Source organism: Streptomyces sp. AC602_WCS936, from assembly GCF_019049125.1.
Classification (GTDB): domain Bacteria; phylum Actinomycetota; class Actinomycetes; order Streptomycetales; family Streptomycetaceae; genus Streptomyces.
In genome coordinates, this window is sequence record NZ_JAGMUF010000054.1 from 348,751 (window position 1) to 364,536 (window position 15,786).

A 15,786-nucleotide genomic window follows, 5' to 3' on the forward strand; every position below is an offset into this window, starting at 1 on the left:
CCTCCCCGATCCGTCGGCCGAGCCGGGAAAGTGACCGTAGTATCGGACGATCTCGTCGGGGGGAGGCGCGCATGGGCAGGCAGCGTCCCGGTACGCCCACGCTGGAGGAGGTGGCCGCCCTCGCCGGTGTGGGACGGGGCACCGTCTCCAGGGTCGTCAACAACGCCGCGGGCGTGAGGGACTCGACGCGCCGCGCCGTACAGCGGGCCATCGCGGAACTGGGATACGTCCCGAACCTGGCGGCCCGTTCGCTGGCCGGGCACCGGGCGGACGCCGTCGCGCTGGTCATGACGGAGCCGGACTGGCGGCTGTTCGGGGAACCGTTCTTCACCGAGATCGTGCATGCCGTCGGCGACGCCCTCACCGACACCCCGGCGCAGTTGCTGCTCACCCTGGTCCGGACGGACACCGAGCGGCAGCGCTTCGTCGAGTACGCGCGCGGCGGCCGGGTGGACGGCGTACTGCTGATGTCCGTGCGCGCCGAGGACCCGCTGCCGGACATGCTCGCCAAGGCGGGACTGCCGACGGTGATGCTGGGGCGGCGCTCCGGCGACGAGAGCGTCACGTACGTCGACGCGGACAACGCCGGCGGCGCGCGCGGCGCGGTCACCCACCTGCTGAACGGCGGCCGGGGCACGATCGGGGCCGTCACCGGCCCGCTCGACATGTATGTCGCCCAGTGCCGGCTGCGCGGTTACCGGGAAGCGCTGGAGCTGGCGGGGCGGGGGGTCACGGACTCGCTGGTCGTCGAGGGGGACGACTTCACGGAGGAGACCGGATGCCGGGCGACGACCGAGCTGGTCGCCCGGCATCCCGGCCTCGACGCGGTCTTCGCCGCCTCGGACACCCTGGCCGCGGGGGCGCTGAGGGCGCTGCGCGCGGCGGGCAGGCGGGTGCCGCAGGACGTGGCGGTGATCGGCTTCGACGACTTCCATCCCGCCCGTCCCACGGAGCCGCCCCTGACGACGGTCCGGCAGCCGCTGGAGGAGATCGGCCGGACCATGGTGCGGCTGCTGCTGGAGGAGATGGAGGACGCCCCCGTCGCCTGGCGGCACGTCATCCTCCGTACGGAGCTGGTCCTCCGGGACTCCGCCTGACGCTCGCTGCCGCGCTCACCGAGGGCCGGGAGCGCTCCCGGGCCGTTTCCCGACCGCACCGCTCTCACCTGCCCCTTCGAGATTTCTTCGACGATGCCGGTGCGCACAGTCTTGTCAGGAACATGAACGCCTCCTACAGTCCCCTGCAACCGGTAAGTGGGAGCGCTCCCATCAGTGGGGAGTTGGGAGCGCTCCCGCACCGGCCCCTCCATCCCCCACACCCTCCCGGAGAGGCCCCCCATGCGACCGTTACGCCCCCAAGTCCGCTCCCTGTGCGGTGCCGCAGGAGCACTGATCGCGACCCTCGCGCTGGTCACGTCGCTCGTGACCGCGGCGGCACCGGCACAGGCGGACACCACCCTCTGCGAGCCGTTCGGGACGACGACGGTCCAGGGACGGTACGTCGTCCAGAACAACCGCTGGGGCACCAGCGCGACCCAGTGCGTCACCGCCACCGACACGGGCTTCCGGGTCAGCCGGGCCGACGGCTCGGTGCCGACGAACGGGGCACCCAAGTCGTACCCGTCCGTCTTCAACGGCTGCCACTACACCACCTGTTCGCCGGGCACCAACCTGCCCGCCCGGCTCAGCACCGTCTCCGAGGCACCGTCGAGCATCTCCTACGGCTACGTCGGCGACGCCGTCTACAACGCCTCGTACGACATCTGGCTGGACCCGACACCCCGGACGGACGGGGTGAACCAGACCGAGATCATGATCTGGTTCAACAGGGTGGGCCCGATCCAGCCCATCGGTTCCCAGGTCGGCACGGCCACCGTGGGCGGGCGGAACTGGGAGGTGTGGACGGGCAGCAACGGGGCCAACGACGTCCTGTCCTTCGTGGCTCCTTCGGCCATCACCGACTGGAGCTTCGACGTCATGGACTTCGTCCGGGCGACCGTCGCCCGGGGACTCGCCGAGGACGACTGGTACCTGACCAGCGTTCAGGCCGGTTTCGAGCCGTGGCAGAACGGGGCCGGGCTCACCGTGAACTCCTTCTCCTCCACCGTCGAGACCGGCGGCACCCCGGGCGGCCCCGACCCCGATCCCGGAAACCCCGGCGACCCGGTGGCCTGCGAGGTGACGTACGGCACGAACGTCTGGCAGGGCGGCTTCACCGCGGACGTCACCGTCCGCAACACCGGGCCGGCCGCCGTCGACGCCTGGAGGCTCGCCTTCACGCTGCCCTCCGGCCAGCGGATCACCAACGCTTGGAACGCCTCCGTCAGCCCCGCCACGGGCACGGTCACGGCGACCGGCGTCGGCCACAACGCCCGTATCGCCTCCGGCGGCAGCGTCACGTTCGGCTTCCAGGGCACGCACGGCGGCGCCTTCGCCGAACCGGGCGGCTTCAGCCTGAACGACACCTCCTGCGCAACGGCATAGCGCCCCACCCCCCTGTACCCCCTCGCCCGTCCGGCCGACCACGCCTTCCCCGGACGGGCGGGGGTTCCAGCGCAGCTCTCGATTGTCATGCCCTGATCATTAGGAACAGGAGACCCCATGGCTCGACGCAGCAGATCCCTCACCCTCGCGGCGGTACTGGCCACCTTGCTCAGCGCGCTCGGCGTGACCTTCCTGCTCGGACAGGGCCGCGCCGAGGCGCACGGCGTGGCGATGATGCCCGGCTCGCGCACCTACCTGTGCCAACTGGACGCCAAGACCGGCACCGGCGCCCTCGACCCGACCAACCCGGCCTGTCAGGCCGCGCTCGACCAGAGCGGCGCGACGGCGCTGTACAACTGGTTCGCCGTGCTCGACTCCAACGCGGGCGGGCGCGGCGCCGGTTACGTGCCGGACGGCACCCTGTGCAGCGCCGGCGACCGTTCTCCGTACGACTTCTCCGCCTACAACGCGCCGCGCGGCGACTGGCCGCGCACGCATCTGACGTCCGGTTCGACGATCCAGGTGAACTACAGCAACTGGGCGGCCCACCCGGGCGACTTCCGGGTCTACCTGACCAAGCCCGGCTGGTCACCCACCTCCGAGCTGGGCTGGGACGACCTGGAGCTGATCCAGACGGTGACCGATCCGCCGCAGCGGGGTTCGGCCGGTGCCGACGGGGGTCACTACTACTGGGACCTGGCGCTGCCCTCGGGTCGCTCCGGTGACGCGCTGATCTTCATGCAGTGGGTGCGTTCGGACAGCCAGGAGAACTTCTTCTCCTGCTCCGACGTCGTCTTCGACGGCGGCAACGGCGAGGTGACCGGCATCCGCGGCTCGGGCGGCACGCCCGAGCCGACGCCCACTCCGACGGACCCGACGACCCCGCCGCCCACCCACTCCGGTGACTGCATGGCCGTCTACAACGTGGAGAACTCCTGGAACGGCGGATTCCAGGGCTCCGTCGAGGTGATGAACCACGGCACGGAGCCGCTGGACGGCTGGGCCGTGCGGTGGCAGCCCGGCGACGGGACCACGCTCGGCGGGGTGTGGAACGGTTCGCTCTCCGGTGGCACCGACGGCTCGGTCACGGTGCGGAACGTGGACCACAACCGCGTGATCCCGCCGGACGGCAGCGTGACCTTCGGCTTCACCGCCACGTCCTCGGGCAACGACTTCCCGGTGGGGACGATCGGCTGCGTGCTGCCGTAGGCCGGTCCCAGGGATGCGCCTCGCCCGCCGACGGGGCGCATCCCTGGGGCTTCTGGCGTGCCGCCCACCTCACGTGCCGGTTACAAATCGCTCAACCTCTGGTTGCGGCGCGGTGATCGGGCCACGATGGGGGCATGACTCTGGCCCAGCGCGCCCTCGATCGGCTGCAGGCCTGGCCCGACCTCGCCACGGGTCCGGCCAGTTGCGGAACCGGACGGGCCGTGCGCTCCGTTCGTGACGAGATCGTCCACTTCCACTCGGACCGGGACGTGGACCTCCACCTGACCCGCCGGGCCATCCAGCGTTTCCAGTACGACCTCGGTGGTTCCAGCGCCATCCGTCTGGTCCCCGGCTCGCGTTGGGTGACGGTGCACCTGGACTGCGACGCGGACGTCGACCTGCTGCTGAGCCTGGTGAGCATCGCGCTGAAGGCGCATCAGGCCCGGACCGGGGCGGAGCCGGCCTCGGAATGTAACTTCCGCCGTGTCACGGTGCTGCCCCGCGCCGTGGCCGGGGAGGCCTGAGACGGACCGGCGGCGGCGCCCCGCGTCGCGGCGGGCGCCGCCGTTCCCGGTCTCAGTGGTCCGCCGGCCGCTCCGCCCTGCGCCCGATCCCGGCCGCGGCGAGGGCCGCGCCGAGCAGGCACAGCACGCCGGTGACGACCACCGCCACGTGGACGCCGTTCATGAAGGCCTGCCCGCTGCCCTCGACCACGGCGGCCCGCAGGCCGGCCGGCATGTCGCCGGAGACGGGCGCGACGCCCATCGCCACGGCGTCCTTGGCCTCCCGCATGCCGTGGGCCACCGCCGAGGGCACCCCGGCCTCGGTCAGCTCGCCGGTGAGCGTGGCGCCGACCTTGCCGCTGATCAGGGAGACCAGCACGGACGTGCCGAGCGCACCGCCGATCTGCAGCGTGGTGGCCTGCAGGCCGCCGGCGACTCCGCCGTCCCGGACGGGGGCGTTGCCGACGATGGCGTCGGAAGAGGCGGACATCACCATGCCGACGCCGAGGCCGAGCGCGATGAAGGGCGGCCACATCGTGGCGTAGGAGGAGTCGGTCTGCCAGGTGAGCATGCCGAAGCAGGAGGCCGCCTGGAGCAGCATGCCCAGCGGCATGGTCAGCCGGGGTCCGAAGCGCTGGGTGAGGGCGGCGCCGAGCGGCGAGGCGACCAGCGAGGCGAGGCTGAGCGGGAGGGTCCGCACGCCCGCCTCGACCGGCGTGAAGCCGCGCACGTTCTGCAGGTAGAGCATGACGAAGAAGATCACGCCGAGCATGACGAAGAAGTTCAGCGCGGTGATGATCGCGCCGACGGTCAGCGCGCGGCTGCGGAACAGCCGCATCGGCAGCAGGGGGTGCGCCACGCGTGTCTCGTGCCGGCCGAAGACGAGCAGGAGGACGAGGCCGGCCGCGACGGAGCCGAGGGTGCCGGCGGAGGTCCAGCCCCAGGTCTCGCCCTTGACCACGCCGAAGACGACGGCGAGCAGGCCGAGGGCGAGCAGGACCAGGCCGGGGATGTCGAAGCGCTCCTTTCCGGTGGCGCTGCGGCTCTCCGGCAGGACGAGGAGGCCGAAGGCGATGGCGGCGACGCCGATGGGGGCGTTGATGTAGAAGACGGACTCCCAGTCGACGTGCTCCACGAGGAGTCCGCCGACGATGGGGCCGAGGGCGGTCGCGACGGCGGAGACCATGGCCCAGATGCCCACGGCCATGCCGAACTTCTTCGGCGGGAACACGGAGCGGAGCAGACCGAGGGTGTTGGGCATGAGCAGCCCGCCGAAGGCGCCCTGGAGGGCGCGGAAGGCGACGACGCCCTCGATGGAACCCGACAGGCCGATGGCTATCGACGCGAGGGTGAAGCCGGCGACGCCCACCAGGTAGTAGGTGCGGCGGCCGAACCGGTCGCCGAGCTTGCCGCCGAGGATCAGGGTGGCGGCCAGCGCGAGCAGGTAGGAGTTGGTCACCCACTGCAGTTCGGCGGTCGACGCGTGCAGGTCGCTGCCGATCTCGGGGTTGGCGATGGCGACGACGGAGCCGTCGAGCTGGACCATGAACAGTCCGAAGGCGACGGCGAGCAGGGTCAGCCAGGGGTTGGACCGCAGGCGGCCGGGGACCGGTGGGGCGGTCTCGGCCGCGGGCGTGGTGGGGCGATCCACGGACGTGGACGACATGGGTGAGCCTTCTCTTCCAGGGAGTTCAGGAGGTGTTGGGGTTCAGGGGGTGTTCGGGAGACGCGCGGGGCGGCACCCGGGAGCGCGGCGGCCGGCCGCGGGCACGACGGTGTGCCCGCGGCCGGCGGAAATGCCTGGACCGGGTCCGCTCAGCGGGCGGTGGGGTGGAGGTGCCGCGTCAGCGCGTCGAGGGCGTCCAGGGCGGAGCCGAGCGCGCCCTGCTGGCCCTCGGTGAGGGAGGTCAGGGCCTGGCGGACGAACGCGGTCTCCAGTGCCCGCACCTCGGTCACGCGCTCTCGGGCGGTGGCCGTGAGGTGAAGGTGGGCGACCCGCTTGTCGGCGCTGTCCTGCCGGCGCTCCAGGTCGCCCTGCTCGGTGAGCTGGGAGACCAGGGCGCTGACGTTGTTCGGCTTCATCAGCAGGGCCTCGGCGGCTTCGCGCACCGTAGCGCCCTCACGATGGGCGACGAACCGCAGCAGGGCGAGCTGCCCCTCCGGGGGCTTGGGGTGCGGGTACCGGGCGGTGACCTGTCGGTCCAGCGCCCGGTGCAGCGCGGGAAGGCATGCCGCGAGGCCGGAGGCCACACGGTCGATGTCCCGGCGGGGGGTGCTGGAGTCGGTCACCCGGACACATTAGATATGTGCAGATAGGTATGTCAAAAGAGGTAAAGAGGGTCGGCCCGCATCCGCCGGGGAGGCGTGCAACCCTGTCGCAACCCTCCCTGTGCTGGCATGCGGGGCATGCGCGACACATACGAGGAGACTCCCCGCGTCGAGCTCACCCCTGAGGCGGTCGCACTGCTGCGCCGCCTCCGGGAGGCGCACGGCCCGCTGATGTTCCACCAGTCCGGCGGGTGCTGCGACGGCAGCGCCCCCATGTGCTACCCGGCCGGCGAGTTCCGCACCGGCGCGGCGGACGTCCTGCTGGCCGAGCTGGATGTCGAGGGCGTCGGGGAACCGGTGGGGTTCTGGATGTCACGGAGTCAGTACGAGGTGTGGAGCCACACCAGGCTGATCGTGGACGTCGTCGCGGGCCGGGGCAGCGGCTTCTCGCTGGAGGCGCCCGAGGGGGTGCGTTTCCTCATCCGGTCGCGCCTCGTCGATGCTTAGCCGTCCCCGGTCCGCCCGTCACGGTCTGAGGCTGCCCACGATGTCGGCGGTGGCGGTCAGACCGCTGCTGATGGTCGGGGCGATGCTGGTGCCGGCCAGGTAGAAGCCGAGCAACAGGCACACCAGGGCGTGCGAGACCTTCAGCCCGCCGTTGCGCAGGAAGATCACCGCCAGGACGGACAGCAACAGCACCACAGAGATGGAAACGGCCATCGTCAACCTCCTCCGCCACGTCCACTTCGCGGCGTTCGGCCGCAAGTGTGGCGTAGCGGAGGGTTCGTCCGGGCGGCTGACCTGTCCTCCGAACGAGTGGTGTCAGAGGGCCTCGGCGTCGCGGTGGGCGTCGAGGAACGCTTCGAGACCCGCGAGGTCGTCGGTGTTGAGGTGGTCGACGCCCGCGGCGAGGAGTTCGCTCCACACGGCGTCCCGCGCGGGGCCCGCCAGGTCGGGTGTGGCCCAGAACCGTACCCGCTGCCCGCGAGAGTGCGCCGCGCCGACGATGTCCCGCAGCTTGCGCCGCTCGGCCGCCGGGAAGGCGCCGACGCCCCGCCAGGTGAAGTTGAGCGTCCAGTTGTCGCTGATCAGCGGTACGAAGGAGGCCGGTGCCGAGGTGCCGAGGTCGGTGAGCCGGCCGTCGTAGAAGGCACGGCGGGTGCGCTGGGCCGCCATGGGGGCGCGGGCCGCCCGGTCGCCGGAGATCACCGCGGTGACGGCGCCCGGGAACACCCTTCCGTGGGCGTAGGTGGTGAACAGGTGCCGGTGGCGGCGCAGGTGGCGGTCGAGTTCGAGGTAGGCGGACGCCCCCTCGGTCTTGATGTCGATCAGCAGTTGCAGGGCGCGGCGGTCCCGTCGGTAGACCCGGCCGTGGTTCGCGCGGACGCGGGCGGCGAGCGGGTCGAGGTAGAGGGACTCCAGAGTGCGGGACGGGTCGAGGTCCTCGGGGTCGTGGGCGACGAGGAGTTGGTCGCCGACCAGGTAGACGTCGGCTTCGACGCTGCCGAATCGGTGGTCGAGGGCGTCGAGGAGGGGCCGGGGGTGCTCGTAGTCGTTGTGGGCGTGGGCGCGCCACAACGGGCGCGGTCCGTGCCTGCCTTCGCTCGCCAGCGCGGCGCCGGCGGGCAGGGCGACCGCGCCCGCGAGGGCGGCGCCGAGGGTGGTGAGGGCTCTGCGTCGGGTGGTGAGGGCCATGCTCTGCCTCCCTGGAGATGCCGTACGGGACGCCAGTGAGTATGGGGTCTCGATGCCGGTGAGGAGCAGAGCCGTGCGGGGAGTTGGCCGGACCGCCGCCGGTCGTTCACCCGGCCCGCCAGGGTGGGCACGGAAATGCCCGCCCCGGGCGGGACGGGCAAGACCTGAGGAGAGCGGCGGGACGTCAGGGGGCTCGCAGGTCCACCGACTCGGCCAGCGCCTCCCGGTGGGTGCCCGCGGTGCCGTAGGCGATCGAGTCGGCCTTGGCCCGCTTCAGGTGGAGGTGGACCGGGTGTTCCCACGTCATGCCGAGGCCGCCGTGCAGTTGCAGCGCCTCCTCGGCGGTGTGGACGGCGACCTGGGCCGCGTACGCCTGGGCCACGGCCACCGCCACGTCGGTGTCCGCGCCGGTCGCCAGGGCGTCGGCGGCGTTCCGGGCGGCGGCGCGCAGGCCCGCGACCTCCAGCCACAGCCGGGCGAGCCGGTGCTTGAGGGCCTGGAATCCACCGACCTGCCGGTTGAACTGCTTGCGTTCCTTGAGGTAGCGGACCGTCTCGGTCAGCAGCCAGTCGGCCAGGCCCAGTTGCTCCGAGGCGAGCAGGCCGGCACCGGCCCGCAGGGCGCGGCGCACGGCCGCTCCGGTCTCGCCCAGCCGCTGCCCGGTCGCCCCGTCGAGGGACACGGCGGCCACGGGCCGGGTCAGGTCCAGGGAGACCTGCGGGGTGACGGTCACCCCTGCGTCGGCCGTACGAACCGCGTACAGGGCCCCGTCGTCGGCGGGCACCAGCAGCACGTCGGCGACGGCCGCGCCGGCGATGCCGGTCAACTCGCCGTGCAGGGCTCCGTCTTCGAGCCGCGCATGCGGGACGGCGCCACCAGGGCCGACGTGCAGCCCGACGGCCAGTGCGGCGACGGTCGTGGCGGAGGCGAGTTCGGTGAGCAGGTCGTCGGCCCCGCAGGCCAGCAGCGCCTCGGTGGCGACGACCGCGCTGGTCAGGTACGGCACCGGAGCGACCGCCCGGCCCAGCTCCTCCAGCACCACGGCCGCTTCCCGGTGCGTGGCACCCTGGCCACCCAGCGCCTCGGGGACCAGCAGGCCCGCGAGGCCCATCGAGTCGGCGAGCGTCTTCCACAGCGGCAGGTCGTGGGGGGTGTCCGACTCGGTGCGGGCGACGACGTCCGCCGGGGCGCAGTGGTCGGTGAGCAGGTCCCGGACGGCGGCGCGCAGCGCCTCTTCCTCCTCCGAGTAGAGCAGATCCGGCTGTGCGCTCATCGGGCGAGGTCCTTCCATGCGACGTCCTTGTCGGTGCGCGGCTCGGCGGGCAGGCCCAGCACGCGCTCGGCGACGATGTTCAGCAGGACCTCGCTGGTCCCGCCCTCGATGCTGTTGCCCTTGGAGCGGAGGTAGCGGTAGCCCGCGTCGCGGCCGGTGAAGTCCACCAGTTCGGGGCGGCGCATGGTCCAGTCGTCGTACAGCAGGCCCTCCTCACCGAGGAGTTCGACCTCCAGGCCGCTGATCTCCTGGTTGAGGCGGGCGAAGTTCAGCTTCATGCCGGCACCCTCGGGGCCCGGCTGCCCCGCCACCAGCTGCTGGCGCAGCCGCACTCCGGTGAGCCGGGCGACCTCGGCCTCGACCCACAGGCCGAGCAGGCGCTGGTGCAGGTCGTGGGTGCGCAGTCCGGGGCGTTCGCGCCAGGTCGCGGCGACCTTGCCGATCATGCCGCCCTCGCGGGGGATCGCGGAGCCGCCGATGGCGACGCGCTCGTTGTTGAGCGTGGTCTGCGCGACCCGCCAGCCATCGCCCCGCTCGCCGAGGCGCATGGCGTCGGGGACGCGTACGTCGGTGAGGAAGACCTCGTTGAACTCGGCCTCGCCGGTGATCTGGCGCAGCGGCCGGACCTCGACGCCGGGGTCGGTCATGTCGCACAGGAAGTAGGTGATGCCCTTGTGCTTGGGCAGCTCCGGCTCGGTGCGGGCGATGAGGATGGCCCAGCGGGCGAGGTGGGCGCTGGACGTCCACACCTTCTGGCCGTTGACGACCCAGTCCTCGCCGTCGGGCACGGCCCGCGTGCCGAGCGCCGCGAGGTCGGACCCGGCGCCCGGCTCGCTGAACAGCTGGCACCAGACCTCCTCGCCGGTCCACAGCGGGCGCAGCAGGCGGCGCTTCTGCTCCTCGGTGCCGTACTGGAGGATGGTCGGGGCGGCCATGCCGAGGCCGATGCCGATACGCCGGGGGTCGTTGTCGGGGGCGCCCGCGGCCGCCAGCTCGGCGTCGACGACGGCCTGGAGGGAGCGGGGGGCGCAGAGTCCGCCGAGGCCCTCCGGGTAGTGCACCCAGGCGAGTCCCGCGTCGAAGCGGGCCCGCAGGAATTCCAGGCGCTCGGTGGTCGCCGGCGGGTGAGCGGCCAGCAACTCCTGGGTACGGCGGCGCAGTTCCGCTGCGTCGGTCATGCGGCGGCTCCCTTCTCCTGCTGCTCCGGTACGACGGCCACGCGGCCGGTCGTCCTGCCGTCGGCGACGCGCTGCACGGCGTCCGCCGCGCCGGCGAGCGGCACCCGCTCGCTGACCAGCGGCTTGATCGCGCCCCGCGCGGCGAGTTCGGTGAGCTGCTCGTGGCAGTGCCGGACCAGCTCCGGGTTCTTGGTGTTGTACAGGCCCCAGTGCAGGCCGAGAATGGCGTAGTTCTTCACCAGGGCGTGGTTCAGCGCGGGGCTGGGGATCGTGCCGCTCGCGAAGCCGACGACGACGATCCGGCCCTCGAAGGCGACGGTCTTGGCGGACTGGGCGTAGGCCTGCCCGCCCACCGGGTCGTAGATCACGTCGGCACCCCGGCCGCCGGTGGCCTCCTTGACGGCCCCGACGACGTCCTCGGCGCGCCGGTCGACAACCACGTCGCAGCCCAGCTCGCGGGCGACGGCCGCCTTCTCGGGGCCGCCGACGACACCGATGACGGTGGCGCCGGCGGCCTTGCCGAGCTGCACGGCCGCGCTGCCGACCCCTCCGGCGGCGGCGTGGACGAGCAGCGTCTCGCCGGCCTCCAGCCGGGCCCTGCGGTGCAGGCCGAACCAGCCGGTCTGGTAGCCGATGTGCAGGGCGGCGGCCTCGGCGTCGTCCAGGGCGTCCGGCGCGGGCAGCAGGGCGCGGGCGTCGGCGAGGGCGTACTCGGCGAAGCCGCCGTGCGGCAGCGCCGGGTTGGCGAGGACGCGGCGCCCGTCCTCGGTCTCGCCGCAGATCTCCACGCCGGGCGTGAAGGGCAGGGGCGGCTTGACCTGGTACTGGCCCCGGCACATCAGCGCGTCCGGGAAGTTGATGTTCGCGGCGCGGACCCTCAGCAGGACCTGGCCCTCGCCGGGGGTCGGTGGCGTCACGTCCGCGAGGCGCATCACCTCGCCCGGCTCGCCGTTCTCGTGCACCTGCCATGCCTGCATGCGGGGCCTCCACCGACTGCGTCGTCCGACCGGTCTCCCGCATACTAAGCGGTCGCTTGCCGATCAGGGAACAGGTCGCGGACAGCCGTGCGTCACGACCCCGCCCTCACCCCCGCGCCGGGCGCGCACGTACGTGCATCCGCTCCCCCTGCGGGCCGAACAGGCTCAGGAACTCGACCGGCCCCTCCCCCGTCGACCCGAACCAGTGCGGGACCCGGGTGTCGAACTCGGCGGCCTCCCCCGCCGACAGCACCACGTCGTGGTCGCCCAGCACGAGCCGCAGCCGGCCGGAGAGGACGTACAGCCACTCGTAGCCCTCGTGGGTCCGCGGGTCCGGCTCCTCCTTGCGCTGGGGCTCCAGCACCTTGAACGCCTGGAGCCCGCCCGGCTGGCGGGTGAGGGGCCAGTGGGTGCGGCCGTGCCGCACGATCGGCTTGGCGCGCACCCTCGGGTCACCGACCGGTGGGGCACCGACCAACTCGTCCAGCGGCACCTGGTGGGCCTGGGCGATCGGCAGCAGCAGCTCGAGGCTCGGCTTGCGCAGTCCCGACTCCAGCCGCGACAGGGTGCTCACCGAGATGCCGGTGGTCTCGGACAGCGCCGCCAGGGTCACCTCCCGCTCCTTGCGCACCTGCCGGAGCCTGGGGCCGACACCGGCGAGAACGTCGTCTGCAGTCATGCACTTATTGCAGAACCGGCAAGTTCATTTGTCAATCCCGCGCTGTCGAGCGACCTTGTCCGTGGAGGTGGTCACCGTGACCCGCAACAAGAACCTGAACGACAGCCCGGACAACAACGACCGGTACGACGTCGTCGTCGTGGGCGGCGGCGCGGCCGGACTGTCCGCCGCCCTGGTCCTCGGCCGCTCGCGACTGCGCACCCTGGTCGTCGACGCCGGTGAGCCGCGCAACGCGCCCTCGGCGCACATGCAGGGCTTCCTGACCCGGGACGGGATGGCGCCGGCGGAGTTCCTGGAGCTCGGCAGGGAGGAGATCGCGCGCTACGGCGTGGAGCTCGTCCGCGACCGGGCGGTGGACGTGACGCGGGGCGACGGCTTCGCGGTGTCGCTGGCCGGCGGGCGGACCGTGCGGGCGCGCCGGCTGATCGTCACCACCGGGCTCCAGGACGAGCTGCCCGAGGTGCCCGGCGTCGCCGAGCGGTTCGGCCGGGACGTGCTGCACTGCCCGTTCTGCCACGGCTGGGAGGTGCGCGACGAGCACTTCGGCGTGCTGGCCACGAGCCCGATGAGCGTGCACCAGGCGCTGATGGTGTCCGGCTGGTCCGACGACGTGACGCTCTTCCTGCACACGGTCGCCGAGGCGGACCTGTCCGACGACGACCTGCGCCGGCTCGCCGCGGCCGGGGTCAAGGTGGTGCCCGGCGAGGTCGCCGGCCTGCGGATCGAGGACGACCGGCTCACCGGCGTACGGCTGGCGGACGGCACGGTGCACGACCGCTCGGTGGTGTTCGTCGCCCCGAGGGCCGTGCCGCAGACCGGCCTGATGGAGCGGCTCGGCGCCGAGCTGCAGGAGACCCCGGTCGGGGCGTATCCCGTGGTGGACCCGACGGGCCGGACCTCGGTGCCCGGCGTGTGGACCGCGGGCAACGCGATGGGCTTCGCCGAGCAGGTCGTCCACGCGGCGAGCGGCGGCTACCGGGCGGCGACGGCGATCGTCGGCGACCTGATCATGTCGGACCTGGACGCGGCGATCGCGGGGTGAGGCGTGGGCGGGCGGCCCGGGCCGCCCGGGGTCTTCGCGGAGGGGCCGCCGGGGCCGTCTGCGGAGCAGGAAGCCCGGTCTTACGGGCCTGACCGCACGAATCCCGTCTGCACGGACCTCGTCTGCACGGGCCGGACCGCACGGACCCCCTCCGCACGGACCTCGTCTGCACGGACCGGACCGCACGGACCCCCTCCGCACGGACCCGGTCTTCACGAGCCGGACCGCACGGACCCCCTCCGCACGGACCCGGGCCCGCACGGAGAGATCGCCCGAGGTCCCGTCCCGGACACGGCGTCCCGCATGTACGGCGCACCCGCGCATGCGGGCAGCGGCGCGGGGCGGGTTGGGGTGGGGCGGACCCGGGGGTCCGGGGCAGGGCCGGGAGCGCCCCGCGTAGGTGTGGTCCCGTGCTTTCCGGTGCACCATGGCTGCATGCTGCTCGCCCGGCTGGCCCGAGTGTCCCGGGAGGTCGCCGCCACCTCGGCGCGGTCCCGGAAGACCGCCCTGCTCGCGGAGCTGTTCCGGGAGGCCGAGGCGGAGGACGTGCCCGTCGTGATCCCCTACCTCGCGGGACGGCTCCCGCAGGGCCGGATCGGCGTGGGCTGGAAGGTGCTGAGCCGCCCGGTCGCCCCGGCCGCCGAACCGTCCCTGACCGTGCGCGACGTGGACGCCCGGCTCACCCGGCTCGGCGCGGTGTCCGGCGCCGGCTCGCAGGCCGAGCGGTCGCGGCTGGTCGGCGAGCTGATGGGCGCGGCCACCGAGGACGAGCAGCGCTTCCTGATCGGCCTGCTCACCGGCGAGGTCCGGCAGGGCGCCTTGGACGCGGCGGCCGTCGAGGGCCTGGCGGCGGCGACCGACACGCCCCCCGCGGACGTACGGCGGGCCGTGATGCTCGCGGGTTCGCTCCAGACGGTCGCCGAGGCCCTGCTCGCCGACGGCCCCGGCGCCCTGGGCCGGTTCTCCCTCACCGTGGGCCGCCCGGTGCTGCCGATGCTGGCGCACAGCGCCTCCTCGGTCGCCGAGGCCGTCGGCAAGCTGGGCGCCTGCGCGGTCGAGGAGAAGCTGGACGGCATCCGCGTCCAGGTGCACCGCGACGGCGGCTCGGTGCGGCTGTACACCCGCACCCTCGACGACATCACCGACCGGCTCCCCGAGGTGAGGGCGGCGGCCCTCGAACTGCCCGGCGAGCGGTTCATCCTCGACGGCGAGGTGATCTCCTTCGACGCGGACGGACGCCCCAGGTCCTTCCAGGAGACCGCCGGACGGGTCGGTTCCCGCACGGACGTCGCCACGGCGGCGCGGGCGGTGCCCGTCTCCGTCGTGTTCTTCGACGCGCTCCTGGCCGACGGCCGCGACCTGCTCGACCTGCCGCTGACCGAGCGGCACGCGGAACTGGCCCGGCTGGTGCCCGAGCCGGCACGGGTGCGGCACACGGTGGTGGAGGGGCCGCAGGGAGTGCCGGCCGCCGAGGAGTTCCTCGCCCAGACGCTGGAGCGCGGCCACGAGGGCGTCGTGGTCAAAGGACTCGACGCCGCCTACAGCGCGGGCCGGCGCGGCGCGTCCTGGCTGAAGGTGAAGCCCGTCCACACGCTCGACCTGGTGGTCCTGGCCGCCGAGTGGGGCCACGGCCGCCGCACCGGCAAGCTCTCCAACCTGCACCTGGGCGCCCGCACCGCCGACGGCACCTTCGCCATGCTCGGCAAGACCTTCAAGGGCATGACCGACGCGCTGCTGGCCTGGCAGACCGGACGGCTCCAGGAACTGGCCGTCCGGGAGCACCCCTGGGGCGTGACCGTACGCCCCGAACTCGTCGTCGAGATCGCCTACGACGGCCTCCAGCGCTCCACCCGCTACCCGGCCGGCGTCACCCTCCGCTTCGCCCGCGTGGTCCGCTACCGCGAGGACAAGCGCCCCGAGGACGCGGCCACGGTGGACGCCCTGCTCGCCGCCCACCCCGGGGTGGCCCCGTGAGGCGCAGCGCGGGCCTGCTGCTGCACCGGCCCGGCGCCGGCGGCACGGAAGTGCTGCTCGGTCACATGGGCGGCCCCTTCTACGCCCGCCGCGACGCCGGGGCGTGGACGATCCCGAAGGGCGAGTACGACCCTGCCGAGCCCGCCTGGGACGCGGCCCGGCGCGAGTTCGAGGAGGAGCTGGGGCTGCCGCCGCCGGAGGGCGGGGCCGTTCCGCTCGGCGAGGTGCGGCAGGCGGGCGGGAAGGTCGTCACGGCGTGGGCCGTCGAGGCCGACCTCGACCCGGCGACGATCGTTCCCGGCACCTTCCGCATGGAGTGGCCGCCGCGGTCGGGGCGGACCGAGGAGTTCCCGGAGCTGGACCGGGTGGCGTGGTTCGCGGTGGACCGTGCGCGCGAGGTGATCGTCAAGGCGCAGGCCGCGTTTCTCGACCGGCTGGCTGAGCACTCGCACTGAGGAGAGTCGACCGGCGCCGGGCCCCGTCCGCGTTGCGGCACGCCCCGCCG

The 15,786-nt window shown here is 73.3% G+C and carries 16 protein-coding genes; 8 read left to right on the forward strand and 8 right to left on the reverse strand.

The window, feature by feature from the left end:
- Positions 1-71: 71 nt before the first annotated feature.
- The 4 genes from KUM03_RS18930 to KUM03_RS18945 all read left to right on the forward strand — a co-directional run bounded on the left by KUM03_RS18930 (position 72) and on the right by KUM03_RS18945 (position 4,216).
- Complete coding sequence (locus KUM03_RS18930; RefSeq protein ID WP_217250354.1) at positions 72-1,097, forward strand: LacI family DNA-binding transcriptional regulator; 1,026 nt, start codon at positions 72-74, stop codon at positions 1,095-1,097.
- A gap of 240 nt (positions 1,098-1,337) precedes the next feature.
- Positions 1,338-2,483, forward strand: a complete 1,146-nt coding sequence (locus tag KUM03_RS18935) for a cellulose binding domain-containing protein (protein WP_217250356.1) — start codon at positions 1,338-1,340, stop codon at positions 2,481-2,483.
- A gap of 117 nt (positions 2,484-2,600) precedes the next feature.
- Entirely contained in the window at positions 2,601-3,692 is a 1,092-nt protein-coding gene (locus KUM03_RS18940) for a lytic polysaccharide monooxygenase (protein ID WP_217250358.1), read from the forward strand.
- A gap of 134 nt (positions 3,693-3,826) precedes the next feature.
- Positions 3,827-4,216 carry a luciferase family protein gene (locus KUM03_RS18945; protein ID WP_217250360.1) on the forward strand — a complete coding sequence of 130 codons (390 nt, stop codon included), beginning with the start codon at positions 3,827-3,829 and terminating at the stop codon, positions 4,214-4,216.
- A gap of 52 nt (positions 4,217-4,268) precedes the next feature.
- Here the strand turns inward: KUM03_RS18945 and KUM03_RS18950 are convergent, their stop codons facing one another.
- Both KUM03_RS18950 and KUM03_RS18955 read right to left on the reverse strand, forming a co-directional pair.
- The gene (locus KUM03_RS18950) at positions 4,269-5,861 is read right to left on the reverse strand and encodes an MFS transporter (RefSeq protein WP_217250362.1); all 1,593 of its coding nucleotides are present in this window, start codon (positions 5,859-5,861) and stop codon (positions 4,269-4,271) included.
- 149 nt (positions 5,862-6,010) lie between these two features.
- A complete protein-coding gene (locus KUM03_RS18955) occupies positions 6,011-6,484 on the reverse strand; it encodes a MarR family winged helix-turn-helix transcriptional regulator (RefSeq protein ID WP_217250365.1) in 474 nt (157 codons plus the stop codon).
- Between the two features lie 117 nt (positions 6,485-6,601).
- Between KUM03_RS18955 and KUM03_RS18960 the strand changes: the two genes are divergently transcribed.
- A complete protein-coding gene (locus KUM03_RS18960) occupies positions 6,602-6,970 on the forward strand; it encodes a DUF779 domain-containing protein (protein ID WP_217250368.1) in 369 nt (122 codons plus the stop codon).
- Positions 6,971-6,988: 18 nt separating this feature from the next.
- Here KUM03_RS18960 and KUM03_RS18965 read toward each other — a convergent pair whose 3' ends face one another.
- The 6 genes from KUM03_RS18965 to KUM03_RS18990 all read right to left on the reverse strand — a co-directional run bounded on the left by KUM03_RS18965 (position 6,989) and on the right by KUM03_RS18990 (position 12,265).
- Positions 6,989-7,183 (reverse strand): hypothetical protein, encoded by a 195-nt coding sequence (locus KUM03_RS18965; protein ID WP_029393786.1) that lies wholly within the window; start codon positions 7,181-7,183, stop codon positions 6,989-6,991.
- A 102-nt stretch (positions 7,184-7,285) separates the two neighbouring features.
- Positions 7,286-8,158 carry a phosphatidylinositol-specific phospholipase C/glycerophosphodiester phosphodiesterase family protein gene (locus tag KUM03_RS18970; RefSeq protein ID WP_217250370.1) on the reverse strand — a complete coding sequence of 291 codons (873 nt, stop codon included), beginning with the start codon at positions 8,156-8,158 and terminating at the stop codon, positions 7,286-7,288.
- A 184-nt stretch (positions 8,159-8,342) separates the two neighbouring features.
- Positions 8,343-9,431 (reverse strand): acyl-CoA dehydrogenase family protein, encoded by a 1,089-nt coding sequence (locus KUM03_RS18975; protein WP_217250373.1) that lies wholly within the window; start codon positions 9,429-9,431, stop codon positions 8,343-8,345.
- On the reverse strand, positions 9,428-10,609 hold the full coding sequence (locus KUM03_RS18980) for an acyl-CoA dehydrogenase family protein (protein WP_217250375.1): 1,182 nt from the start codon (positions 10,607-10,609) through the stop codon (positions 9,428-9,430). The genes KUM03_RS18975 and KUM03_RS18980 overlap by 4 nt, the downstream gene beginning before the upstream one ends.
- A complete protein-coding gene (locus KUM03_RS18985; RefSeq protein ID WP_217250378.1) occupies positions 10,606-11,586 on the reverse strand; it encodes an NADPH:quinone oxidoreductase family protein in 981 nt (326 codons plus the stop codon). The genes KUM03_RS18980 and KUM03_RS18985 overlap by 4 nt, the downstream gene beginning before the upstream one ends.
- Before the next feature lie 106 nt (positions 11,587-11,692).
- On the reverse strand, positions 11,693-12,265 hold the full coding sequence (locus tag KUM03_RS18990; RefSeq protein ID WP_217250380.1) for a helix-turn-helix domain-containing protein: 573 nt from the start codon (positions 12,263-12,265) through the stop codon (positions 11,693-11,695).
- A 76-nt stretch (positions 12,266-12,341) separates the two neighbouring features.
- Between KUM03_RS18990 and KUM03_RS18995 the strand changes: the two genes are divergently transcribed.
- The 3 genes from KUM03_RS18995 (at position 12,342) to KUM03_RS19005 (ending at position 15,736) form a co-directional block, all read left to right on the forward strand.
- Positions 12,342-13,307 carry an NAD(P)/FAD-dependent oxidoreductase gene (locus KUM03_RS18995; protein WP_217250382.1) on the forward strand — a complete coding sequence of 322 codons (966 nt, stop codon included), beginning with the start codon at positions 12,342-12,344 and terminating at the stop codon, positions 13,305-13,307.
- 435 nt (positions 13,308-13,742) lie between these two features.
- A complete protein-coding gene (locus tag KUM03_RS19000; RefSeq protein WP_217250384.1) occupies positions 13,743-15,281 on the forward strand; it encodes an ATP-dependent DNA ligase in 1,539 nt (512 codons plus the stop codon).
- Complete coding sequence (locus tag KUM03_RS19005; RefSeq protein ID WP_217250386.1) at positions 15,278-15,736, forward strand: NUDIX domain-containing protein; 459 nt, start codon at positions 15,278-15,280, stop codon at positions 15,734-15,736. Before KUM03_RS19000 ends, KUM03_RS19005 begins: the two co-directional genes overlap by 4 nt.
- Positions 15,737-15,786 lie beyond the last annotated feature (50 nt).